A 24,934-nucleotide genomic window follows, 5' to 3' on the forward strand; every position below is an offset into this window, starting at 1 on the left:
TCCGGGCAAGACATGGCCGGACCTATTCAATAAGCGCGCCAATTTTTTATTTCATTAGCTATCAATCACTTAACAAAAAATCGCGCTTTTGGTCGCGGTCAGGTCGCGAAATTCTGCGCATTTCGCAATTTTTTCGCAGTCTGCGATGCATATCGCGGATTGCCAGGCGCTTACGGCTGAAATTTACAAACTATTGATTTTTAACTATTTATAAAATTGGCACGGTTTCTGGCAGTCAAGGGTCGTCCACACCCAAACACACTGCCGGAGACCCACCATGTACAAGCGCTTTTCCGATGACGGTTTCGACGCCCTGACCAGCCTCACCCAGGCGGCCGCGCTGCGTGATACCGCGCTCTAGACGGTCGAACTGTTCGGCCTGAATCTGGTCGATGCCGCGTTCACCGCGGCCGCCGATCACATCGTCGCCCGTGCCGCGGCCAAGCACCCCACGGTCGTGAACTTCCTCATCCTCAATGCGCACTGTGTGAATGTCGCCGTACGCAACCGTGCCTACCGCCAGCGTCTGGCCGAAAGCGACCTGCTGCTGCCCGACGGCTCGGGTATGCGCATTGCCGCCCGTATGGCCGGCAAGCAGTTCGGCGACAACCTCAACGGCACCGATCTGTTCCCGGCTCTGTGCGAACGCGCGGCCAAACAGGGCCTGGCCATCTACCTCCTTGGCGGCAGCCCGGGCACCGCCGAACGTGCGGCGGCCGAAATGCAGCGTCGCTATCCGGGCCTGATCGTGGCCGGTACCCAGCACGGCTATTTTTCCGAAGCCGAACAGGATCAGGTCATCGCCCGCATCAACCGCGCACGCCCGGCGCTGCTGTTCGTCGGCTTTGGCGTACCGCTACAGGAAGAATGGATCGCCAGCCATCGTGACGCCCTGGATGTGCCGGTCAAACTCGGCGTGGGCGGACTGTTCGACTACTATGCCGGCAACGTCGTGCGTGCGCCGCAGCTGGTGCGCAAAGTCGGCTGCGAATGGGCCTGGCGCCTGGCCCAGGAGCCGCGCCGTCTGGCCAAGCGTTATCTGTGGGGCAACTTCGCGTTCCTTGCCTACGCCTTCGCGGTGGCCGTGGCCGAACGCGGCGCCCGCACCAACGTCTATGCCGGCATCAAGCGGGTGCTGGATTTCAGTATCGCGCTGGCCGCGGTGCTGGTACTGGCGCCGGTGCTGCTCGGTGTGGCCTATGCCATTCGCCGCGAAGATGGCGGTCCGGCGCTGTTCAAGCAGCGCCGGATCGGTGCCAACGGCAAGCCGTTCATGATGCTCAAGTTTCGCTCCATGGTGCAGGACGCGGAAGCGCGTCGCGCCGAGCTGCTGAGCCAGAGCGAGCGCGAGTGCTTCAAGATGAAAAGCGACCCGCGTATCACCCGCGTCGGTGCCTTCATCCGCAAGACCTCGCTGGATGAACTGCCGCAGCTGTTGAACGTGCTCAAGGGCGATATGTCGATCGTCGGCCCGCGCCCGGCCCTGGCCGAGGAAGTGGTGACCTATGCCGGTCGCAGCTGGGGCCGTCTGGGCGGCAAGCCGGGTATCACCTGCACCTGGCAGGTTTCCGGGCGCGCCGAAATCCCGTTCGAGGGCCAGGTCGCGCTGGATATCGACTACCTGGGCCAGAAGAGCGTGCTGCACGACATCGCGCTGATGTTTCGTACCGTACCGGCCGTGCTCAGCCGCCGGGGCGCGTATTGAAAAGCGACGGCCGGTCGCGATGGGGTTTGGATATCGCGACCGGTCGCTTATCAACCCGCAAAAACGCAGATGACTTTTGGGGTTGAACGCGCGTATACAAAACAATGCGCGCCGCAGCCAGCGGCTGCAAAACCATGAACAACAAAAGACAGACAGGCGCCAGCGTTTATTCTTCCATGGCACTGCACACAGCGGACCGGTTCAGCGCTTGTAGGGCCGGATCAATCTTACAGACCGCGGGCAACGAACAACGCACGGGCCTCGTCGATCACGGCCTGAATCCGCGCCTGTAGCGGGCCGAGCAACACCTTGGCCTGCGCCATGTCCGCATCGCGAAACTCGGCGATACTGTCCATCAGCACGAAGGCGCCGAAATTACCGGCCACGCCCTTGAGACTGTGGCTGGCATGATCCAGCGCCTGGGCATCGTCCTGCTCCAGCGCCTGTGCGATCGCGCCGCCGAGTCGTTGCAAATCGGCCACCGCGACATCCAGCAACATCTGTCGCCGCGTCTGCGGCAGGGGCTCGAAAATCGACAGAAAATGCGTGTTGTCGATCTCGCTGTTGCTATTCGTGCCCGTCTCGGATTGGGCATCCGCTGATGTCGGCTGCGCGGGTTGCGGTTGCGCTATGGGCTGTTCGTCACCCGCTGGCTGGGGTGGGGTCTGGGCCTGTTCGAACAGGGCCCGGAGCGTCGCCGCGACCTGGGCGCTGCGTACCGGTTTGGCCAGCGCCTCGTCGAAGCCCTCGGCCACCAGTTCGGCAAGTTCGGCGGCATCGGCATGGGCGGTGACAGCGACAATGGGCAGTCGCTCGCCGGCACTATCGGCACGCAGCATCTGCATGGCCTCGGTGCCCGACATACGCGGCATGCGAATGTCCATGAGAATGGCGTCGTAACGGCGCTCGCCCGCCTTCTCCACCGCTTCACGACCATCTTCAGCTGTATCCACATCGCAGCCCATCGCATCGAGCATCTGCACGAGCACGAAGCGGTTGATCTCGACATCGTCGGCCACGAGTACCACCGGGCGCCGGCCCTGGCAGGTCAACGGCGCCATGGCCGTACCAGAGGCGATCTCTTGCTCGGCCGAGTATGGCTGCGCAGCCGATGCCGTGGGTACCGCCGCTGATGTGAGAATCAGCACATAGCGAATGCGCCGCGCATCCGTTTCGACCTCGATCGCCGCATCCATCGATTCCGCCAGGCGCTCGATAATCTTGCGGTCCGAGCTACGCCGATCCCGTGCCCGCCCCACTTGAGCGGCTGCGGCCGCAGCCACGGCAATACGCACCTGCTGCGCATCGGCGCCGGCTCGAATGACGATTTCACCGTCGCTGCTACGCAGGCGCTCGATAAAGGCATCCAGCAGCTGGCGCAGCCGGGTCGGATCGCTGGCGATGACCTCGGGCAGCGTATCCGATAGCTTCAGACGCAGCCGTGCGCCCACCTCGGGTCGGCCCACACGCCAGAAGCGCACCAGACTTTCCAGGCTGCGCTTGATCGCGACGGGCTGTGGCACATAGGCCAGCCGGCCATGCTCACCACGGGCCATGGCCACGATTTCCTCGATCTGGCGATGCAGCTGGGTGGCGGCATCGTGGGCCACGTCCAGGCGTTCGCGCTGCGCCGGGTTCAGATCGCCGAGCGCGAGCATCTCGGTCATGCCCAGCAGGCCATTGAGCGGCGTACGTATATCGTGGCTCATCATCGCCAGGAACTCGCTCTTGGCGCGATAGGCTTTTTCGGTTTCCTGCTGGCTGGCGGCCAGTTCTGCGCTCATGCGGGTGAGTTGCTTGACCCGGCGATCGGCGATCAGCGCCATGGCGCGGGCGTGGCGATCAGCCCGGCGCTGGCCGGTAATATCCTGCACACTGCCGAATAGGGAAGAAAAATGTCCCTCGGCGTCGTTTTCACGCCGCATTACCCAGCGTAGCCAGCAGGTAGTGCCGTTGCGGAGAATCCGACAGTCGTACGACAACTCGGTGCCCGCCGGCGCGCTTTCATAGAAAGACCGTTCTTCGCGGATCACGCGCTCGCGGTCGAGCGGGTGGATGACCTCCAGCAACGACTGTTCGCTGGGCCGCTGGTTAGTGGGTAGCCCCAGTAGCCGATTGAATTCCGGCGAGGTGAAAAGCGATTGGCCGCGGCCGCGGTGAAAGGTCGCAATCTGAGCGGTGCGCTGGGCATAAAGCAGATGCCGGTTTTCGTCGTCGAGCCGGCGCAGCAGTTCGTCTTCGCGCGCGGCGAGTTTTTCGTTGAGATAGAGCAGTTCGCGAGCGCGGCGTTCCAGAATGGCCTCCGCCTCCTCGCGCGCCGCCGTCGCTCTGCGCAGACGCCGTTCGAGAACAGCGATTCGGTCGTTCGTGCTCGTTTCTGTCATGACTGCTGGCCGGTTTTCGAGTCGGGGAACGGCGCTCGCTGGCCAGGTACCGTGATGCGCTCAAGCAATCCTTGCATGCTGTCGACGAGCATTACGCACAGTTCCGGACTGAGCCGATCCAGACAGCCTTGCAGAAATTGAGCGAACTCGACCAGGTTTGGCACGCCGCCGTTGTCGGCGAGCACTTCGAGTTGCTGGGCGCTCGTACGTGCGCGGTCGATGTCGAGCGCGCTCACCGCCTGCTGCAGATCGTGAAAATGCTGCCAGACCTGGCTGTCCAGCGCGTCGTCAAGCAAGGTCCGCGTGCCGGCACTTTTGCGCCATTGCCAGTCGCGAACCACCGGTGCGAGCGCAGCCACGAGCGTTTGCGCGCGCAAAGGCTTTTCCAAAACCGCATTCATGCGCATGCGGCCCTGGTCATCGACGGCAGGCTCTGCGTCGGCGGAGACGCCGACGATCGGCACGCTGCAGACCGGGAACGGCATCAAACGGATCAGATCGCTGGTGACCGTACCGCCAAGCACTGGCATGGCGTTGTCCATGAGCACTGCGTCGACCTCCTGTGTGCATACCCTTTGCAGGGCTTCGAGGCCGTTGCTCGCGGTTTCAACCTGCGCACCCAGGCCTCGCAGGTGGGTTTCGGCGATCAGGCAATTGGTGAGCGTATCGTCGACGATCAATACCACCGGCGGCTCCCCGTCGACACGCGGCAGTTCGGCAGGTTCGTCGATCATGCGAGGCGAGCCGGACGACACCTCGCGCTCGATTCTGGATAGCGGCAAGCGTAGCCAGAAGCGGCTGCCCTGACCCAGTACGCTGTCGGCACCCACACGCCCGCCCATCGCGGCAGCCAGCCGCTGGCAGATGGAAAGCCCGAGCCCGGAACCGCCAAAATGGCGTGTGGTTGAAGCACTGGCCTGGGTAAAGGGCTTGAATATATGCGCCAGCGAGGCCTGGTCCATGCCAATGCCGCTATCGTTCACTTCGATATTGCATACGCCGGCCGCGTAGTGCAGGTCAAGGCGTACTTCGCCTTCGGCGGTGAACTTGATCGCGTTGCTCAGGAAGTTGGATATGATTTGCTGGATGCGGGTCGGGTCGCCCACGACTTGCAGCGGCCCGTCGACATCGCGAACCAGCTTCAGCTGCTTTTCGGCGGCGCTGGCTTCGAACAGATCGAGCGTACCGTGGGCCACTTCGGCCAGATCGAACACCACGTGTTCAATCTGCAATTCGCCGCTTTCGATCTTGGCGTGATCGAGCACGTCGTTGAGTACCGTCATCAGCGTACGCGAGGCGGATTCGACGGTCTTGAGTGTCTGCTCGGGGCTTTGTACGGCACGACCGTTGCGTAGCGACTCGAGCATGCCCACGATACCGCTCAAGGGCGTGCGGATTTCGTGGCTCATGGTGGCCAGCAGCATCATGTTCGCCTGCGCCGCATTGGCAGCTTCATCGCGCGCGGCCACAAGCTCGCGGGTGGCCAGGCTTTCGGCGGTCATGTCGCGTATCACGCCAAACAGCGCGAGCGCTTGGCCGTCGTCATCGAGCTCGGGATGGCCCTTGACGGTCACCACGCGACGGTCGCCATTCGGGCGTTGCAGCGTGGCCCGAAAGTCGAAACCCTCGCGCGCGGCAATCGCCCGTTCGAGAATCGCGGCGACGCGCTCGCGATCTTCGGGAATATAGGCGTCGAGCGCCTCTTCCAGGCCTGCACTGGCGCCTTGCTCGAAGCCGTGGATGAGATAAACGCCCTTCGACCACTGCGTTTGTTGCGTCGCGAGATCCAGGCGCCAGTGGCCCATTTCGGCGGTTTCTTCGGCCACATTGAGCATATGCAGACTTTCGCGCAGATGCGCTTCCACCTGCTCGCGTTCGCTGACGTCGATCACGCTCATGCCGTAGACGATGCCCGCGGGCACCGCGCCGTCGAGCCGTTCGACGGTCACCTCGAGCCAGATCGGCTGCCCTTGCTGCCCCTGTCGGCAGTCCAGGTGGGTGGTCGTCTGACCGGGCTTTTGCAGCGCGCTCAGCAACGACATATTCAGGCTTTCGCGGCCATCGGCCACGGGCGGCAACGCCTGCATGAACAGCGCGCCCTTAAGCGCGCTCTGATTGAGCCCGGCGATTTTACAAACCTTGCGGGTAGCGCCGAGCACACGCCCGCGTGCGTCCAGACAGGCATAGGCGTGATGCCCAATCCCGTCGACGAAACGGCCAACATGGGCCAATTCGAGGTCAGCGCTCATAGAAAACCGTCCGGCGGCCACACCAACAACGGTAGACGCCTGCGACACCGCACGCGCCAGCGCTGCCGTTTAATCGTCCCGCAGTTGCCACCTTGAAAAATAACGCCCTTGACGAATATCCGTCGTGTTAGCACCGCTTATCACTGTGTCGGCCGGGCGCGCACGATGTAAAGCGTAGAAACCCGTACTTTTGCCGGCATTCGTGCCTGAAACAGGCCTTAGCGAAGACGCCACCTGCTGGCCGCGTTCGTGCGGTGCATCGAAAAAGCCATGAATTTGGTACAAACAGGTACCAGCCCAATCGAAGAACGCGCATGTCCGATCGTACCGAGGCCCTTGTCGAAAACGCCCACCTCCAGCCGCTGCTGCCGGTCATTTATATCGCATGGACGGACGGCACCCTGGCCGAACCCGAGTCCCGGCATATCAAATCGATCGCCGAACAGCTGCCGGCGCGCGATGACGATACGCAAAAGACACTCGAGCTATGGCTCGACCCCGACAACCCGCCCACCGCCCCCGAACTGGCTCGTCTGCGCCGCCGTATTCGCGAACAGGTGGGCCGACGCCAGCCTTCGCTGACGGCGATGAGCGATGCCATGGGCGATAGCGCCGACGCCGCATTCAACGAAGCCGTGGCCGACTATGCACGCGAATACGGTGTCAGCGGCATGGGCGTATCGGCCGAGATCTTCCAGGATGCCGGCGAGCCGGTGGACCAGAGCCTCAACGAGCCCGAACCCAGCTTCGATGCCGCCAAACTGCAGGCCATGCTGGAAGGCGACTACGCCGAGAAATGGCAACAGGTACGCGACGCGCTGGCCGACGACATCTTTACCTACAGCACCGGCGAATCCGAAGAAAGCCAGCGCGCGACCGTGCTGCGCTGGCTCAAACACATGGCCACCGAAAAACAGGATATCGCCATCGGCGCCATGCCTGAGAGCGTGGGCGGCGAAGGCGATATGGCCGGTTTCATCCATGTATTCCAGGCGCTGGCGATGTTCGATCTGAGCCTGGTGGTGAAATTCGGTGTGCAGTTCGGTCTGTTCGGCGGCAGCATCATCTTTCTGGGCAACGACGATCACCACAAGAAATATCTGCCCGATATCGCCTCCGCCAAGCTGCTTGGCGGTTTTGCGATGACCGAATCCGGGCACGGCTCGAACGTGCAGGAGGTGGAGACCACCGCCACCTTCGACCCGGACACCGACGAATTCGTGATCAATACGCCCACCATGTCGGCGCGCAAGGAGTGGATCGGCAATGCCGCGCGCGACGGTCATGCCGTGACCCTGTTCGCCCAGCTGGCCACCGGCGGCGAAAACTACGGCGTGCATGCGTTCATCGTGCCCATTCGAAACGACGACGGCGAACCCGCGCCGGGCGTACGCATCGAGGATTGCGGCACCAAGATGGGCCTGGACGGCGTCGACAACGGCCGGCTGTATTTCGACAACGTCCGCATCCCGCGCGAAAACCTGCTCGATCGCTATGCCAGCGTGGCCGAGGACGGCACCTACGACAGCCCTATCGCAGGCAGCAACAAGCGTTTTTTCACCATGCTCGGCACGTTGGTCGGCGGGCGAATCAGCGTGGGTGCGGCCTCGGTCACCGCGGCCAAGAAATCACTGGCGATCGCGACCCGCTATGCCACCGTGCGCCGCCAGTTCGGCGGCGAAGACGGCAGCGAGCTGCGCATCATCGACTACAAGGCCCATCAGATGCGGCTTTTCCCGGCGATCGCGCATACCTATGCCATGCATTTCGCGGCCTTCGATCTGATCGCGCGCTTTCGCGATCGCACCGACGAAACCACGCGCGAGGTGGAAACCCTGGCCGCCGGGGTGAAATCCATGGCCTCCTGGCATGCCATCGATGCCACCCAGACCGCGCGTGAATGCTGTGGCGGGCTGGGCTTTCTGGCCGAAAACCAGATTGCCACCATTCGCCGCGATATCGACGTGTTCGCAACCTTCGAAGGCGACAATACGGTTCTGCTGAACCTGGTATCGAAAAACCGACTGGCCAGCTTTGCCAAGGGCTTCGAACAGAATCTGGCGCTCACGCTGATACGCGAGCTCGGCGGCATGGCCAAGACCGAGCTGATCGATATCAACCCGCTGACCGCGCGCAAGACCGACGAAGACCACCTGCGCAGTGCCGATTTCCATCTCGAGCTGTTCAAACTGCGCAAGCACAACCTGCTGGTGGCCGCCGCACGCCGGCTGTACAAGCGTATTCAGCAGGACGACATGGAACCGTTCATGGCGTTCAGCGATATTCAGGATCACATGATGGCGTTCGCCCATGCCGACATGCATCACCACATTGCCGCGACCTTCGCCGAGGCCCTCGCGCCGCTGGCCGACGGCCCGGAAAAGGATGCCCTGGAACGCATGCGTCAACTCGCCGCGATCGATACCCTGCTCCAGCACGCCGAGTGGTATCTGACTTACGGCTATATTTCGTCGGGCAAGTACAAGGCGCTACGCAATCTGCGCGGCAAGATGCTGGGCGAAATCCGCCCCGACGCACTCGCCTATATCGACGCCTTTGCCATTCCCGACGAGTTGCTCTCAGCCCCCATTGCCTTCGAAAACTATGTCGGCCGCGAACCGCTTAAACAGGCCGACAAGCGCGCCTAGCAACGGCCCCAGCCAGTCGGCGCGCGGTTACAGAACGACCGTGCGCCGGCCGCTGATGAGCACCCGATCTTCCAGGTGGTGGCGCAGCCCGCGGGCGAGCACGGCTTTTTCGATGTCCTTGCCGTAGCGCACCAGATCGCGAACCGTATCGCCATGATCGACCCGGGTGACGTCCTGGTCGATGATCGGGCCCTGGTCGAGTTCCGGGGTCACGTAGTGGCAGGTCGCCCCGACCTGCTTCACACCGCGCTGGTAGGCCTGCCGATAGGGCTGGGCGCCCACGAAGCTGGGCAGAAAACTGTGGTGGATATTGAGAATACGCCCGGGAAAGCGATCGCACAGATCAGCCGGCAATATCTGCATGAAACGGGCGAGCACCATGGTTTCACCGCCCGCCTCGACGAACAGGCGCTCGATCTCGGCCCAGGCTTCGGGCTTGTTGTTCTCGTCGATGGGCACGTGGTGATAGCGCAGGCCGTGCCACTCGACCAGTCCGCGCGCATCGTCGTGGTTTGAAATCACACAGGGAATCTCGATATCCAGTTCCCGCGACTGCCAGCGTTCGAGCAGGTCGTAGAGGCAGTGCATCTGTTTGGATACCAGAATCACCACCCGCTTTTTTACTGCGCTGTCGCTGATCTGCCAGTCCATATCGAAGGCACGGCCGATGGGTTCGAACTGTTCGCACAGCCCGGCCTCATCCAGATCCAGCGAATCTGCACGCACTTCCACGCGCATGAAAAACCGCTGGCTGTCTTCGTCGGAGTGCTGGCTCGAACGCAGAATCCAGCCGCCGTGATCGGCAAAGAAACTGGCGACGCGGGCAACGATGCCGACCCGATCCGGACAGGAGAAACGCAGGGTAAAATGACGGGGACGATCCATATTCAAACCGTTGAAACGATGACCAGGCACAGGCGCGCCGCGCGAAAGCCGCCTATGGTAGCGCGCCAGGCGGCCGATTTCGGCCGCGATGCGAACTTGAGCACGGCAGGCAACCGATGAGCGACAGCCCGCGCAAGATCGTGCATGTCGATATGGACGCCTTTTATGCGTCGGTCGAGCAGCGCGACGACCCGTCCCTGCTCGGCAAACCCGTGGTCGTGGCCAAGCGCGGCCTGCGTTCGGTGGTCACGGCAGCGAGCTATGAAGCGCGCGTATTCGGCGTACGTTCGGCCATGCCGGCGGTGCGCGCCGAACGCCTGTGTCCGCAGGCGATTTTCGTGGATCCGCATTTCGATCGCTATCGCGCGATTTCGCGCCAGATTCGCGAAATCTTTCTGCGCCATACCGATCTGGTAGAACCGCTGTCGCTCGACGAGGCCTATCTCGATGTCACCGTCACCCATACCCACATGCCCTCGGCCACCGAAGCCGCGCGCGTGATCCGGGCCGAAATATTGGAAGCAACCGGGCTGACCGCCTCCGCGGGTATCGCGCCCAACAAGTTCCTGGCCAAGATCGCCTCGGACTGGCGCAAGCCCAACGGCCAGTTCGTGGTCAAACCGCGCCAGGTCGACGCCTTTCTGCTGCCGCTGCCGATCGGCAAGGTGCCGGGCGTGGGCCCGAAGATGAAGGAGAAACTCGCCGCGCTCGATGTACACACGGTGGGCGATCTGCGCGTGTTCGAACAGGCGGAACTGGTCGAACGCTACGGCCGCTGGGGCCGGCGGCTCTACGAACTTGCCCGCGGTATCGACGAACGCCCGGTCCAACCCAAACGCGATGCCGCCCAGGTATCCAGCGAAGATACGCTGCGCGAGGATCTGCGCCTGGACGAACTCGTCGAGCATATTCAGCGTCTCGCCGACAAGACCTGGGCCAACCACCAGCGCAAGCAGCCACGCGTGGCGCGTACCGTGGTACTCAAGCTCAAGACCACCGATTTTCAGATCCTGACCCGCAGCTTCACCCCACCCAGCCGCCCGACCTCGGCCGCCGAGGTGGCCGAAATTGCCTGTGCCCTACGCGAGCGCGTGGATGGCGCACCGGACACCCGCTATCGACTGGTGGGCGTGGGCCTGTCTGGCTTCGTCGACGGCCGCGAAGAAGCGATTCAGCCGAGTCTGTTGTAGACGCATCCGCGGCCATGCTCAAGCATAGCCGATTGTCCGCAAATGAACGCGAATACACGCGAATAAGGCAAAAGACGCAGCGCTCGAGACGCGCTCGGCCTGCTGTTCGCGCCGCATGCCAAAGACCATCCGGATACGCAGCACACGGTATGCGGATTTCGATAATCGGGCGTCTAACGGCTTCGATCATCAAGCGGAACCGCAGATTTCGCAGATTACACAGATTACACAGATTACACAGATTAGGAAAGGCGGGGTGCAGGTCACAGCGAACGACCGCAGTTTATCGTCTTTGATCTGTGTGATCTGCGTCGATCTGCGGATGAATGGCTTCTTGATCAGCGACGAAAGCTAGCCGATTTTCCTCAAGCCAGCAGGTTGTCCGCGAATGAACGCGAAGACACGACACAGAGCACACTAAGGCTGTCGCTGTGCCTTTGCGCCGCCCGCTGACCTGTTCGCATCATCAAGCGCTGCCTTGCATCCGCGTTTATTAGCGTGCATTCGCGGACCGTTTTTCTTGTTCGGAGCCGACAACCGCAGGTCTGCTGCCTCACGGGGCCTGGCGCTGCGCACGCGGCGCGTTTGATACAGGGGACAAGACACGGTTGACCGCAACGAAGCGCTTTGCTGCGATACGAGCGTACCCACCACAAGGCTTTCCCTCATGCGCTACGAACTCTACTACTGGCCCGGTATTCCCGGTCGCGGCGAATTCGTGCGGCTGGCGCTCGCAGACGCGGGCGCCGACTATATCGATATCGCCTACGATGCCGACGACGGCGTGGAGCATGTCGACCAGGGCCTGGATTTCGAGGAAAACCCACGCGCGCCCTTTGCCCCGCCCTATCTGCGCGCCGGCGATATCGAGGTCTCGCATGTCGCCAATATCCTGCAGTTTCTTGGCCCGCGCCTGGGCCTGGCGCCGACAGACGAAGCCGAGCGTCTGTGGTGCCACAGCCTGCAACTCACGCTCACCGATTTCGTGGCCGAAATTCACGATACGCACCACCCGCTCGGCCCGGGTCTGTATTACGAAGACCAGAAAGCCGAAGCCGCGCGCCGCAGCGGACTGTTTCTCAAGCAGCGCCTGCCGAAGTTCCTGCAATACTTCGAACAGGTGCTGGCAAACAACCCGACCGGCGATCGCTGGCTGGTGGGCGAGGCCTGCACCACAGCCGATCTGAGCCTGTTTCAGGTCGTCACCGGTCTGCACTATGCCTTTCCCAAGGCCATGGCCCGGCACGACAACGCCACGCCGCGTATCGGCGCGCTCATGCGTGCGGTCGCACAACGCCCGGCCCTGGCTGCCTATCTCGACTCGTCGCGACGAATGGCTTTTAATGAGAACGGCCTGTTTCGCCATTACCCGGAACTCGATGCCGCGCATTGAGTGATCAAGGGCATTCGAGCACACCATGAAAGCCGATTTCTGGCACGAACGCTGGTCGCAGCAACAGATCAATTTCCATCAGCCGGAGGGCCATCCCGCGCTGGCAAGCTGGTGGCCGAGCCTGGAACTGGCCGAGCGCGCACGCGTGCTCGTGCCGCTGTGCGGCAAGACCCCCGATCTATGCACGCTCGCCGCGCGCGGTCATCGGGTCACCGGCATCGAACTCAGTGCGATTGCCGCGCGCGATTTTCTGGCCGAGCAGAACCTGGCGGCGACACAGGAGCGCCTGGGCGCGTTCGAGCGTTATCGCAGCGACTACGGTAGCGGCAGCATCGAATTGCTGGTGGGCGACTTCTTTGCCGCCAGCCCCGACACGATCGGGCTTTTCGACGGGTTTTACGACCGCGCTGCGCTCATCGCCCTGCCCGAGTCGATGCGCGTCGATTACGTCGCGCATCTGCGCGGCCTGCTCGCGGCCAACGCGCCGGGTTTGTTGATCACCCTCGACTACGATCAGAGCCAGATGAAGGGCCCGCCGTTCGCGGTAAGCGCGGATGAGGTCGAAACACTGTTCGGCGGCTGGGCCGATATCGAATGCGTGGCCGAAGGCAGCGGCCTGGGCGGCCAGGGCATGCTCAGTCAGCGCCGTGTGCAAACAGCCGAAGAAGCCGTTTTCCGAATTCGCAGCAGCAACGGCCGGCAACGGCTATAAATCTAGGGACTGTTGTCGGCGCGCTCGGCGCGGCGCAGCCGGCGCATGAGCCCGCGCGCGGCCAGCCATAGCCCGCCGCCAATCAGCAACGCGACCATCGCATAGACCCAGATCGGCAGATCACGCCCGACCGCGAGCACGTACAGATACGGCGCGGTATAGCACAGCGCCCAGATAAAGGTGAGCAGTGCCAGCGGGCGTTGCTTGCGGATATGGTGAAACAGCCAGCCACTGACCAGTAGAAACGGCACGGTGCTCACCAGATAGATCAGCACGAACAGCAGCGGATCCACGGCATGGGCTTCGGCGACACCGTTGAGATAATCGATCATGGAAACCGGCAAGGATGGCGGGAAGACACACGGCCGAGACCGCGCATGAGCGCTGCGACTGCCAGCCACGATACGGCTTTTTCATCGTCATTGACATACAGCCGGGCCACACGCGCGCGCCAGGCCACCAGCCGTCAGCCCCTGCGCCCCATCGACGCAGCGCCCGGCTGGCCACGCCGCGATTGAATTCGTCGGCGCTCTCGGCCGATGTTTGAGTATCGAGGCGATATCGAAACCGTAGGCCGGAGCGCGTTTTCGCGGGCTTTGCTGCAGCTACGCCATTAAGCCCGGCCGAATCGACGAACTCAATCCGGCAAAAAACCGATGAAGGCCCGGGTGCGGGCGCGTATTTTTAAGTTGGGCATCGCCATGCTGCGGCTTTTTCGTACCGGCGTCGAAACTGCATTGGCCAAACGGGTGTGATCGGCCGCCGATCATGATCCGGGTCAATTGAAGGGCGCGCGCGTGCCCATACATTGTTGGCATGGGCCCGACAGACAATGGCCCAGCGGAGAGCACTATTGGAATACAAGGACTATTACAAGATTCTCGGGCTAGAACGCGACGCCTCGGAAGACGATATCAAGAAGGCGTATCGGCGCATGGCGCGCAAGTATCATCCGGACGTGAGCAAGGAAGCGGACGCCGACGACCGCTTCAAGGAGGCCAATGAAGCCTACGAAGTGCTCAAGGATCCGGAAAAACGCGCAGCCTACGATCGTATCGACCCCGAGCGCGCGCGTGCACAAACCGGCTTTCAACCGCCGCCGGGCTGGGATCACGGCTTCGATTTCAGCGGCAGCGCGCATGCCGACCCGGGCGCGGACGGCTCGACGTTCAGCGATTTCTTCGAATCGCTGTTCGGGCGCGGTTTTGCCGGCGCACGGTCCACCGGCGGCACACGTCGCAGCCATGGCTTCGGTCAGGGTTTCGGACAAGGCTTCGGCCCGCGCCGGGGCCAGGATCATATCGCCCGCGTGGAACTCGATCTGGAAGACGCCTTCACCGGCGGGCGCCGGCGGGTCACGCTGCGCTCGCCCGAGGTAAACGAACTCGGCCAGACGGTCGAGCGCTCGCGTTCGCTCAATGTCACCATTCCCAAGGGTGTACGCGAAGGCCAGCAGCTGCGTCTGGCCGGCCAGGCCAAATCGGGCAATACCGCGGATACACCGGGCGATCTGTTGCTGGAAATCGGCTTCAAGCCGCATCCGCTATATACCCTGGACGGCTCCGACCTGATTCTGGAACTGCCGGTCGCCCCCTGGGAGGCCGCGCTCGGCGCCACGGTCAAGGCACCCACGCCGGCCGGCGCGGTGGATCTACGGATTCCGCCGAACTCGCGTGACGGCAAACGGCTGCGCCTGCGCGGGCGCGGCATGCCGGGCAAGACACCGGGCGATCTCTATGCGGTCCTGCGTATCGCCCTGCCCCCGGCCGACAGCGACAAGGCACGGGCAGTCTACGAACGCATGGCCCACGAGCTGGATTTCAATCCGCGCGCGCGCCTGGGCGTATAAACCGCACCCAGGCGCGCGAGCGAGCCCGAAAGCCGCGCCCACCGCGACGAGACGATTCGCCGGCGGGCCCGGTGGCTAAGCCAGGCCCAGTTCGTCGATCATGTACTCGCGCATACGGTATTTCTGTACCTTGCCGGTCACCGTCAACGGAAAGCTCTCGACGAACCGGATATAGCGCGGGATCTTGTAGTGCGCGATCTCGCCCTCGCAGAACGCGCGCAGCGCGCCTTCGTCGAGTGTCTGCCCGGCGGCCAGTTGAACCCAGGCACACAGTTCCTCGCCGAAGCGTTCGTCGGGCACGCCCACGACCTGCACATCGGCGACCGCCGGATGACGATACAGATATTCCTCGATCTCGCGCGGATAGATATTCTCGCCGCCGCGAATGACCATATCCTTTAGCCGGCCGACGATACGACAATAGCCGGCCTCGTCCATCACCGCCAGATCGCCGGTATGCATCCAGCGGGCCGCGTCGATCGCTTCGGCGGTGCGCGTGGCGTCGTCCCAGTAAGCGAGCATCACGCTATACCCCCGCGTGCAGTATTCGCCCGGCTCGCCGCGGGCCACTACCCGCCCGTCGATATCCACGATCTTGATTTCCAGATGCGGCAACACGCGCCCGACCGTGGATACGCGCGCCTGCATGTCGTCGTCCATGGCGGTCTGGCAACTCACCGGCGAGGTTTCGGTCATGCCGTAGCAGATGATCACGTCCTGCATATGCATTTCGTCGATCACGCGCTGCATGACCGCCTGTGGGCAGGGCGAGCCGGCCATGATGCCGGTACGCAGGCAGGACAGATCGTAGTCGACGAAATCCGCAACACCCATTTCGGCGATGAACATCGTCGGCACGCCGTACAGGGCCGTGCAGCGCTCGGCCGCGACGGCCTCGAGTGTGGCCCCCGGCTCGAAGGACGGCGCCGGATAGACTACCGCCGCGCCGTGGGTGAGCGCGCCGAGATTGCCCATGACCATGCCGAAACAGTGATACAACGGCACCGGCACAGCCACGCGATCGTCGGCGGTCAGACCCATGCCCTCGCCCACGAACAGGCCGTTATTGAGAATATTGTGGTGCGATAGCGTTGCGCCCTTGGGTTGGCCGGTGGTGCCGCTGGTGAACTGGATATTGATCGCGTCGTCGGCTTGCAGCAGGCCGGCCAGTTCGTCGACACGGGCCGTATCCGCCGCACCCACCCGATCGGGCAGATCGTTGAAATTGAGCATGCCGGGCGTGTGTTCGTCGCCCAGCCGGATGACGATTTCCAGGCAGGGCAAGGCCGCGCTTCGCAACGCACCCGGCGCACAGTCGGCCAGTTCCGGTGCAAGGCCGGCGAGCATGCCCAGATAATCGCTGCTGGAATGCTGCGGCATGACCACCAGCGCACGGCAACCGACCTTGTTGAGGGCGTATTCCACCTCGGCGCGCCGATAGGCCGGATTGATATTCACCAGGACCAGCCCCGCCTTGGCAGTGGCATATTGCGTGATCAGCCATTCGGCACAATTGTGCGACCAGATGCCGATCCGATCCCCCGGCGCCAGCCCGAGGGCGACGAAGGCAGCCGCATAGCGATCCACCTGCTGCTTGAGTTGGGCATAGGTCAGGCGAATCGACTGGTGCCGGCTGACCAGTGCCAGTCGATCGGGCCAGGCGGCGGCCGCTGTATCGAATGCCTGGCCGATGGTCTGGCCCGACAGGAGGTTGCCATACGCGCCATGCGCATAGCTGGGCTGGGCGCTGGTCATCTTCGCTCTCCTTGCCGCACCGCAAATACGGCATCGCCGGCACGTCGTGCGTGCCTGTGGTTATCGCTCGATTAAGCGACGAATCACGCAATAGAACAAGACAACGGTAGCCAGACAGCCCAGAAACCAGGCCAGTAAAACGCCAAACGCCCGTGTGCGGCTTTTCGCAGGCGCAGTTCCGGCGGCCCCGACTTTGGTCGAAGCCGTCCGAAACGATGGGTTAGCGCTAGAACGCCGCGCGCCGATAGCGACGATAACGCGGATACCAGAAATGGCGCTCGACACGTTCCTTGATCGTATCGTCGCTGGATTTGAGCGCTACGCCATCGGCCTGGGCCTGCTTGGCCACGGCGAAGGCGATCGACTGGCTCAGCTCGCGCACCTCGGACAGCGGCGGCAACAATGCGCCCTCGCCGGTCGTGCCCAGCGGCGAACTCTCAGCAAGCGCGCGGGAGGCCGCCATGAGCATGCTGTCGGTAACATGCGCCGCGCCGGTGGCGATTACCCCCAGACCGATGCCGGGAAAGATATAGGCATTGTTGCACTGGGCGATCGGGCGCTGCTCGTCGCCGACGGTCACCGGGTCGAAGGGACTGCCGGTGGCGACCAGCGCCTGGCCGTCGGTCCAGTCGAGGATTTCCTGGGGTGTGGCCTCGACCTTCCAGGTGGGGTTCGACAACGGCATGACCAGCGGATTCGAACAATGCCGATGCATGGTTTCGATGACCTGCTGCGAGAACAGTCCGCGCTGGCCAGACACGCCGATGAGCACCGTCGGCCGGGCGTTGTCGATGACCGTGAGCAACGGATCGGTTTCGGTCGTATCGTCCCAGTCGTCGACCTTAGACTGGCGCTGGGCAAGACGGCGCTGAAAATCGTAGAGGCCGCTCATGGCATCGGTAATCAGCCCATCGCGATCGATCATGTAGATGCGCTCACGGGCCTGGCGTTCTTCAAGACCGGCATCGGTCATGGCGACCACGATCTGTTCGGCAATGCCGCAGCCGGCCGAACCCGCGCCGACGAAGGCGATGGTTTGATCGGCGATGGATTCGTTCTTGGCCTTGCAGGCCGCCAGCAAAGAGCCCACGACCACGGCGGCCGTGCCCTGGATATCGTCATTGAAACAGCACAGCTGATCGCGATAGCGCTTGAGTAGCGGCATGGCATTGGCCTGGGCGAAATCCTCGAACTGCAGCAGCACCCCCGGCCAGCGGCGCTTGATCGCCTGCACGAACAGATCCACGAACTCGGCGTATTCGGCATCTGAAATACGCTCGTGACGCCAGCCCATGTACATGGGGTCGTCCAGCAGATCCTGATTGTTGGTGCCCACATCCAGCACCACGGGCAGCGTATAGGCCGGGCTGATGCCGCCGCAGGCCGTATACAGCGACAGCTTGCCGATGGGAATGCCCATGCCGCCGATGCCCTGATCGCCCAGCCCCAGAATACGCTCGCCGTCGGTGACCACGATCACCTTGACGTTGTCCTTGGTCGCGCTACGGATGATGTCGTCGATACGGTGGCGATCCGGATAACTCACGAACAGCCCGCGGTGGTTGCGATAGATCTCGGAAAACTTCTCGCAGGCACGCCCGACCGTGGGCGTATAGATGATCGGCATCATCTCTTCGAGATGTTCTTCGAGCAAACGAAAGAACATGGTCTCGTTGTCGTCCTGGATGCCGCGCAGATAGATATGCTTGTCCAGATCGTTGCTACAGGTCTGATACTGGCGATAGGCGCGCTCGACCTGCTCTTCGATCGTCTCCACGTTCTGCGGCAACAAACCGATGAGGTTGAAGGCCACCCGCTCGTCGGCATCGAATGCATTGCCCTTGTTGAGCAGCGGCATTTCCAGCAGCGTCGGGCCGGCATAGGGAATATAGAGCGAACGTTTCTCGCTGTGTTTCGACATCAAGCAATCCTGGCGTTTTTTTGTATCAAGCCCGAGCATGGCCGGCGGTCATCATGCGCACGATACGCGTTTCGTACCCCGCCGTAGCCACGGTGCAATTCGGTTTGCGGCTATGATATCGCCGCTTGCGCATCGACACATGCCAACCCGCGAACCGCAGTCCGTGGCTCGCGGTCGCCACGACTGGCGCGCTGGCGCGCATCGCACATGAAACCGGGCTGCATGATATAACCGACGCGCAGTTACTTAACGGATATCGAGCATGCCCATCCAGACCAGCGTGCACACCTTGGTCGCCCGTGCGCAGCAACGCGTGACCAGCCTGTCGCCGGACGACGTGGCCGCCCGACGACACGATGAGGGCGTGCTGCTGGTCGATCTGCGCGACGTGCGCGAACGCAAGCGCGAGGGCTATATTCCGGATTCGCTGCATGTACCGCGCGGCATGCTCGAATTCTGGATCGACCCGGACAGCCCGTACCACAAGCCCGTACTCGCCGAGGCCGAAACCCTCATCCTGTATTGCAACAAGGGCTGGCGGTCGGCCCTGGCGACGGCCACGCTGCTGGATATGGGGCTGACCGAGGTCGCGCATATGGACGGCGGCTTCGATCGCTGGCGCCGTGAAGCACACGACATCGCGACTGACTGATCGCTTGAGCTGACGCGCCTTCGCACCATGCCATCGAGTTTGTACGCGCCCGCTAAACGCGCCTATAACCGCGCCGACCGACAACCCATCGGGCAAGACTGGTCATGTCGTTAGCCGCCCTGTTCACGCTCGCCGTGCTGGTCGCAGCATTCGCCTGCCTTGCGCTGACCGCGATCGCGGTCGACGCCGTGCTGGTGGCCGCACTCATCGCCCTGCTGCTGTCCGGCGTGATCGATACCGAATCCGCGTTTGCCGGCTTTGCCAATCCGGGGGTGATCACCATCGCTGCGCTGTATGTCGTGGTCGCGGGTTTGCGTGATACCGGCGCCACCCAGATGCTGGCCGCGCGGGTGCTCAAGAAACCGCGCTCGATCGCCCATGCCCAGACCCAGCTGATCGCGCCCACTGCGGTATTGAGCGCGTTTTTGAACAACACGCCGGTGGTGGCCGCGCTCATACCGGCCGTATCGGACTGGTGTCGCAAGCACGGCATGGCCGTATCGCAGCTGATGATGCCATTGAGCTTCGCCGCGATTCTCGGCGGCACCTGTACGCTGATCGGCACCAGCACCAATCTGTTGATCAATAGCCTGCTCGTACAACAGGGTCTGGACGACGGGCTGGGCATGTTCGAACTGGCCTGGGTCGGCGTGCCGATTACCGTGCTGGGCTCGGCCTTGATGATCGGCGCCGGGCGCTGGTTGCTGCCCGATCGTACGCCCGCGCTCGATCGCATGGACAACCCGCGCGAATACAGCGTGGAGATGATGGTCGCCGCCGGCGGGCCACTGGAAGGCCAGACCATCGAAGAAGCCGGGCTGCGCCAGCTACCGGGCATGTATCTGGCCGAGATCGAGCGCGACGGTCATATCATGCCGGCGGTATCGCCGCGTGAACCGCTACAGGGCGAGGACCGGCTGGTGTTCGTGGGCATCGTGGATTCTGTGGTGCATCTGCACAAGACCCGTGGTCTGGTGCCGGCGACCGAACAGATATTCAAACTCGATACGCCACGGCGTGCGCGCGTGCTCATCGAAGCCGTGGTTTCGCACAGCTGCCCGCTGGTCGGCAAGACCATTCGCGAGGGCGGCTTTCGTGGCCAGTACAATGCGGTGGTGCTCGCGGTGGCCCGTGACGGCGCCCGTATCAAGCGCAAGATCGGCGATATCGTGCTCCAGCCGGGCGATACGCTGTTGCTCGAAGCACGGCCTTCGTTTGCCGCCCAGCAGCGTCACTCGCGGGATTTCTTCCTGGTCAGCACAATCGAGGATTCACACCCACCCCAGCACCAGCGTGCCTACGCCGCGATCGCGATCCTGGCCCTGCTGGTGATCGCGGTGGCGATCGGCATTGTCGATATCCTGCACGGCGCTCTGGCCGGCGCGGTGCTGATGGTGCTCACAGGTTGCTGTTCGCTGAGCTCGGCGCGCAAGATGCTGGACTGGCCGTTGCTGGTCGCGATCGGCGCGGCCATCGGCATCGGCGCAGCCGTACAGCAAACCGGTCTGGCCGAAGCCATCGCACATGGCTTTGTCGGTCTGGCCGGCAGCTCCAGCTATGCCGCGCTCACCGGCCTGTTCGTGAGTACGGTGTTGATCTCTTCGATCGTGACCAACAACGCCGCTGCGGTGATCATGTTTCCGATCGCGGTCACCCTGGCCCAGGGCGCGTCGCAGTCGCCCATGCCCTATGCCATCGTGGTCGTCGTGGCCGCCTCGGCAAGCTTTCTCACCCCGATCGGTTATCAAACCAATCTGATGGTCTATGGCCCCGGCGGCTATCGTTTTACCGACTTTCTCCGCCTGGGCGCACCGCTGACACTGCTGGTCGGCTTGGTCACGATTGCGCTCGTGCCCTGGATCTGGCCTCTGGGCGGCTGAGGCCGGCGCGCATGTCGGGGCGCTTTGTGCACACCGGCTTTTGACAACCCTGTGGACAACCCGTTTGCAGTTGCGTGAACGGCCCAAGGCGCGGGCGATTCAAGCCTTTTGCGCAATAATTGATCAAGCCGCCGCTGTGCAGTCAGCGCAGCGAATCGGGCGCGGCGTGCCCGTCTGCATACCGCCCCGCACCCACGTCCCGGCGTCGGTTTTACCCACATAATCTTGGGACAAGCCTGTGGACAGGCTGCGCATGACGGCCGCAAACGCCCGCAGGACAAGGGCTGCGCCGTGCGCGATCAATCCACGATCAGTGCCTGTGCAATCGGTGCCACGCGCGCTGCATTGCATGCGCTGTCCGCGATATGCATTCATGGGCGTTCAATTCAAAATCCAGCAACACGCTCATGCCTTACCTGCAACTCGATCTGCCGAGCGAATATCCCCAGGACACCAAGCGCAATCTGGCGCGCCGCCTGGGTGAAATCTATGCCGAACGCATGCACACCACCCCGCGCCGGGTGAGCGTGGGGTTTCGCGAACTCACCAACGGTGGCCTGTGGCGGTGTGGTGAAGGCGAGCCCGAACCCGGCGTGGTGATGATGTGCGATATCCGTCGTGGTCGTCCCACCGAATGGCGCGAGCAACTGGCCATCGAACTGCTGGACCTGTGCGTCGAACATCTGGACGTACCCCGCGAACGCATCGCTATCGAATTCACCCAGCACGCCGGCGACGAGATGTTTCGCGACGACGAAGGTTGGGCCCGCGACTGGAGCGAATCGGAGGCCGAATCCAGCGCGTAAACCTGCCCGCGCCGTGCTGCGCGCGCGGGCGTGAACAGTTTTCACAATCGCGCTGGACAAGCCTGTGGACAACCGGTCATTAACTGGCGCAAACCCTTGCGCGACCGGCGTTACAGGCGTATTGCACAATTATTGATCAAGCGCTACAGGCCTTGACGGACGGTGTTTTTACCGTTCCGAGCACGGGTGTTGAAAAGCCCCCGGTTTGTGCACACAGCCTTTGGATAAGGCTGTGGACAAACCGCGCACAGACGCCCGAAACGCCGGTCGTCACAGCGCTGTCACACAAGCGGCGAATTTATGCGCAATCTCGCAGCGCTCAGACGCCAATCGCGCAGGATCGCGCGCGCTCGATTTCGAGCATGGCGCAGGTCGCGTGCTTGCACGCGGTGAGCCAGCGGTTGGGTCAAACGTGGCGCGCTCGCTGATCGCGGACATAAAAAAACCCGCGGCCTGAACAGACCGCGGGTTGATTGGCACGACCCGCGTGCGACTAGGTGTCGGCCGGCGCGTCCCCGGTTTCCTCGGGCGCCGCATCGTCGCCCTTGCGTGTCTTGCGACGCGGTGCGGACTCTTCGCGGGCTTCGACGGGCGCATCGATGATGCGCAGATTTGCCGGCGGCGCCTTGCCGTCGCGATCCTCGCCGAAGTAGATCGTCTGATGCGGGAACGGGATCTCGATACCGGCCCGATCGAAATGCATCTTGACCAGACGGTTGAAGGCACGGCCCACACCCCACTGGGTGCCGGGTTTGGTCTTGATCATGATGCGGATATTGACCGAGCTGTCGGCCAGCGCCGTCACCCCCGGCACCGTCATGTCCTCGAGGATATTGTCGCGCACGTTTTCGTCGGCCTTGAGCTCCTCGAAGGCCTGACGCAGGTGATAGACGGCGTTGTCGATATCCTCGCGATAGCCAATGCCGTATTCGGTGCGGAAGTAGGCGAAATCACGCTGATAGTTGGTCACCGTGCTGGCCGACGAGAACGGCACGATATGGTACGAGCCGTCGAGATCGCGAATACCGACCGAGCGAATGGTCAGGCGCTCCGCGGTGCCGGTCACCCCGCCCACGGTCACGACATCGCCGGTATTCATCGCATTCTCGAGCTGAATGAACACGCCGGTGATGATGTCCTGTACCAGCTTCTGGGCACCGAAACCGATGGCCAGACCGAGCACACCGGCGCCGGCGATCAACGGGCCGATATCCACGCCAATCTGCGATAGCGAGATCATCAACGTCATGGTGATGATCAGAATCGCCAGCGCGTTGCGGAACAGCTCGAGCAGCGTTTCCTGGCGGGCACTGGGCTTGCCGGAGCCGGTATTCGGGTTGAGCCGGTGCTCGATGATGCTGGCCGCGATCAACCACAGCAACGCTGCCGCCGACAGCACGATGCCCACCCGGATGAGCGTGGATACCGTGGTCAGACCGGCGTCGGACGCCAGCCACGCGCCCAGATCGAACAGATGCCATGCATTGGCCACCACCAGCGCGAAGGCCACCAGAATCAGTACGCGGATAACCTTGAGCGCGGTCGGCACATAGGAATTCACCCGCGCTTCGAGCATGGGCAGCTTGGCACGCACGTTGTCGGAGAAGGTCACCCGCTTGCCGATCGCCTTCGACAGCAGCCCCGAGATACCCAGTGCCACTGCAGCCGCGACCAGCGTCTCGAGGGTGGCCGAGAGCATGAACGGCAATGCGTCGTTGGGGTCGACCTGGCTGGAGACGAACAGCGTGGTGAAATAGGCCACGGCCAGAATCACCCACAGCTTCGACATCAGCTTGAACAGCACGCCGAAGAAACCGATCGAGGCGGTTTCCGACATCCGCTGCAGGCGATCGTTGAACAGCTGCCGATTGCGGAAGATGACGACCAACGCATAGAGATAGGCGCCGCCCATGAGCACGAAGCTCACGACCGCGCCCAGGAAGAACGACAGCTGGACGTTGATGATTGGCACCAGCACCAGCAGCCCGTAACCGATAATGCCCACGAACCAGCGCAGGCGCACACTCCACCACTCGGCCACCGAGCTGGGAATATTGAGCAGACGCAGACTTTCATAGCGGGCTGCGAAGACCGCGCGGATGGCGACCTTGGTGAGTTCGATCAGCGCGAAGGCATTGATGAACAGCGACTCGCGCGTACCGATACTGCCGGTTTCACCGAAGGCATAGAGCCCGGCCAGATAACCCGCGCCGCAGGCCAGCAGTACCACTGCCACATCCACGATCAGCGCGAGCACGATCGCCGTGCCCCGGCGAATCAGAACGCCCGCGCCGGTTTCGGCGCGTTGCGAAAAGCGCCCAATGGCGGAGAACAGCGTACCGGCGAGCAGGCGCAACACGAAAAACGACACCACGGTAGCGACTGCCACCAGGGCGAAGGTGGTGACCGCGGCGATAAACACCGACATATCGAATTCCGGGCCCGGGCCCCGGTCTTCGTCGAGCGACGTGAGCATGGCCCAGGTCGCCGATACGCGCTCGCCGATCACCTCGGCCCAGCCGGCCGTCGTCTGGGCGAAACGGCGCGCGAACGACACCCGCTCCTGGCTGGCGGCCGCCTGTTCGGCCGCGGCCCCTTCCCCGTCCGGGGCTTTTTCCAGCGCCGGGTCCTTGCCGGACTCGGGCGGCGCCGGCAAGGCGCTATCGGTGGCCTCGGCGTTGCCGGACTGCGCGGCCTGGCGCAGTTGATCGACGATCTGGGCTCGTGCCTCGTCGTTTTCGAGCAGGTCCGCCAGCTGGGTCAATGGCAGGGCCTGCTTGGCGGCGTCGCCCCCGGCGGTATCGCCCTGGGACTGCTGGGCCATCGCCTGCGGGGCGATCAACGCAACCATGAGTACAACAAACACAACGAATATCCGCACGGCGTCGAACGCCGATCGCGAAGC

The 24,934-nt window shown here is 63.0% G+C and carries 17 protein-coding genes; 9 read left to right on the plus strand and 8 right to left on the minus strand.

The window, feature by feature from the left end:
- Positions 1-235: 235 nt before the first annotated feature.
- Positions 236-484, minus strand: coding sequence for a hypothetical protein (locus S4A8_RS14655; RefSeq protein WP_353220694.1), 249 nt, complete (start codon positions 482-484; stop codon positions 236-238).
- On the opposite strand from S4A8_RS14655, the gene S4A8_RS14660 reads away from it, so the two are divergent.
- A complete protein-coding gene (locus S4A8_RS14660) occupies positions 371-1,705 on the plus strand; it encodes a WecB/TagA/CpsF family glycosyltransferase (protein WP_502950748.1) in 1,335 nt (444 codons plus the stop codon). The genes S4A8_RS14655 and S4A8_RS14660 overlap by 114 nt on opposite strands.
- A 227-nt stretch (positions 1,706-1,932) precedes the next feature.
- On the opposite strand, the gene S4A8_RS14665 is transcribed toward S4A8_RS14660, so the two are convergent.
- Both S4A8_RS14665 and S4A8_RS14670 read right to left on the minus strand, forming a co-directional pair.
- On the minus strand, positions 1,933-4,089 hold the full coding sequence (locus S4A8_RS14665) for a response regulator (RefSeq protein WP_353220696.1): 2,157 nt from the start codon (positions 4,087-4,089) through the stop codon (positions 1,933-1,935).
- Complete coding sequence (locus S4A8_RS14670; RefSeq protein ID WP_353220697.1) at positions 4,086-6,338, minus strand: ATP-binding protein; 2,253 nt, start codon at positions 6,336-6,338, stop codon at positions 4,086-4,088. Before S4A8_RS14670 ends, S4A8_RS14665 begins: the two co-directional genes overlap by 4 nt.
- 314 nt (positions 6,339-6,652) lie before the next feature.
- Here S4A8_RS14670 and S4A8_RS14675 point away from each other — a divergent pair, with 314 nt between their 5' ends.
- Positions 6,653-8,986, plus strand: coding sequence for an acyl-CoA dehydrogenase family protein (locus S4A8_RS14675; RefSeq protein WP_353220698.1), 2,334 nt, complete (start codon positions 6,653-6,655; stop codon positions 8,984-8,986).
- Between the two features lie 27 nt (positions 8,987-9,013).
- Here S4A8_RS14675 and purU read toward each other — a convergent pair whose 3' ends face one another.
- The gene (gene purU, locus S4A8_RS14680) at positions 9,014-9,871 is read right to left on the minus strand and encodes a formyltetrahydrofolate deformylase (RefSeq protein ID WP_353179856.1); all 858 of its coding nucleotides are present in this window, start codon (positions 9,869-9,871) and stop codon (positions 9,014-9,016) included.
- A gap of 116 nt (positions 9,872-9,987) precedes the next feature.
- Here purU and dinB point away from each other — a divergent pair, with 116 nt between their 5' ends.
- The 3 genes from dinB to tmpT all read left to right on the plus strand — a co-directional run bounded on the left by dinB (position 9,988) and on the right by tmpT (position 13,166).
- Complete coding sequence (dinB, locus tag S4A8_RS14685) at positions 9,988-11,061, plus strand: DNA polymerase IV (protein ID WP_353220699.1); 1,074 nt, start codon at positions 9,988-9,990, stop codon at positions 11,059-11,061.
- Positions 11,062-11,728: 667 nt separating this feature from the next.
- Positions 11,729-12,454 carry a glutathione S-transferase gene (locus S4A8_RS14690; protein ID WP_353220700.1) on the plus strand — a complete coding sequence of 242 codons (726 nt, stop codon included), beginning with the start codon at positions 11,729-11,731 and terminating at the stop codon, positions 12,452-12,454.
- Between the two features lie 25 nt (positions 12,455-12,479).
- Positions 12,480-13,166, plus strand: coding sequence for a thiopurine S-methyltransferase (gene tmpT, locus S4A8_RS14695; protein WP_353220701.1), 687 nt, complete (start codon positions 12,480-12,482; stop codon positions 13,164-13,166).
- 2 nt (positions 13,167-13,168) lie between these two features.
- Here the strand turns inward: tmpT and S4A8_RS14700 are convergent, their stop codons facing one another.
- Entirely contained in the window at positions 13,169-13,498 is a 330-nt protein-coding gene (locus S4A8_RS14700; RefSeq protein ID WP_353179849.1) for a hypothetical protein, read from the minus strand.
- A 521-nt stretch (positions 13,499-14,019) separates the two neighbouring features.
- On the opposite strand from S4A8_RS14700, the gene S4A8_RS14705 reads away from it, so the two are divergent.
- On the plus strand, positions 14,020-15,015 hold the full coding sequence (locus tag S4A8_RS14705; protein WP_353179846.1) for a DnaJ C-terminal domain-containing protein: 996 nt from the start codon (positions 14,020-14,022) through the stop codon (positions 15,013-15,015).
- 75 nt (positions 15,016-15,090) lie between these two features.
- Here the strand turns inward: S4A8_RS14705 and S4A8_RS14710 are convergent, their stop codons facing one another.
- The gene (locus S4A8_RS14710) at positions 15,091-16,770 is read right to left on the minus strand and encodes an AMP-binding protein (protein ID WP_353179844.1); all 1,680 of its coding nucleotides are present in this window, start codon (positions 16,768-16,770) and stop codon (positions 15,091-15,093) included.
- Positions 16,771-16,996: 226 nt separating this feature from the next.
- A complete protein-coding gene (locus S4A8_RS14715) occupies positions 16,997-18,691 on the minus strand; it encodes an NAD-dependent malic enzyme (RefSeq protein ID WP_353179842.1) in 1,695 nt (564 codons plus the stop codon).
- 262 nt (positions 18,692-18,953) lie between these two features.
- Between S4A8_RS14715 and S4A8_RS14720 the strand changes: the two genes are divergently transcribed.
- From S4A8_RS14720 to S4A8_RS14730, 3 genes are all read left to right on the plus strand, one after another.
- A complete protein-coding gene (locus S4A8_RS14720) occupies positions 18,954-19,343 on the plus strand; it encodes a rhodanese-like domain-containing protein (protein ID WP_353179840.1) in 390 nt (129 codons plus the stop codon).
- A gap of 104 nt (positions 19,344-19,447) precedes the next feature.
- Complete coding sequence (locus S4A8_RS14725; RefSeq protein ID WP_353220702.1) at positions 19,448-21,223, plus strand: SLC13 family permease; 1,776 nt, start codon at positions 19,448-19,450, stop codon at positions 21,221-21,223.
- A 407-nt stretch (positions 21,224-21,630) separates the two neighbouring features.
- On the plus strand, positions 21,631-22,029 hold the full coding sequence (locus tag S4A8_RS14730; protein WP_353179836.1) for a tautomerase family protein: 399 nt from the start codon (positions 21,631-21,633) through the stop codon (positions 22,027-22,029).
- A 493-nt stretch (positions 22,030-22,522) separates the two neighbouring features.
- Here S4A8_RS14730 and ybiO read toward each other — a convergent pair whose 3' ends face one another.
- A complete protein-coding gene (ybiO, locus tag S4A8_RS14735) occupies positions 22,523-24,895 on the minus strand; it encodes a mechanosensitive channel protein (RefSeq protein ID WP_353220703.1) in 2,373 nt (790 codons plus the stop codon).
- Between the last annotated feature and the right edge of the window lie 39 nt (positions 24,896-24,934).

The sequence above is a fragment of the Salinisphaera sp. S4-8 genome (assembly GCF_040361235.1).
Taxonomy (GTDB): Bacteria; Pseudomonadota; Gammaproteobacteria; order Nevskiales; family Salinisphaeraceae; genus Salinisphaera.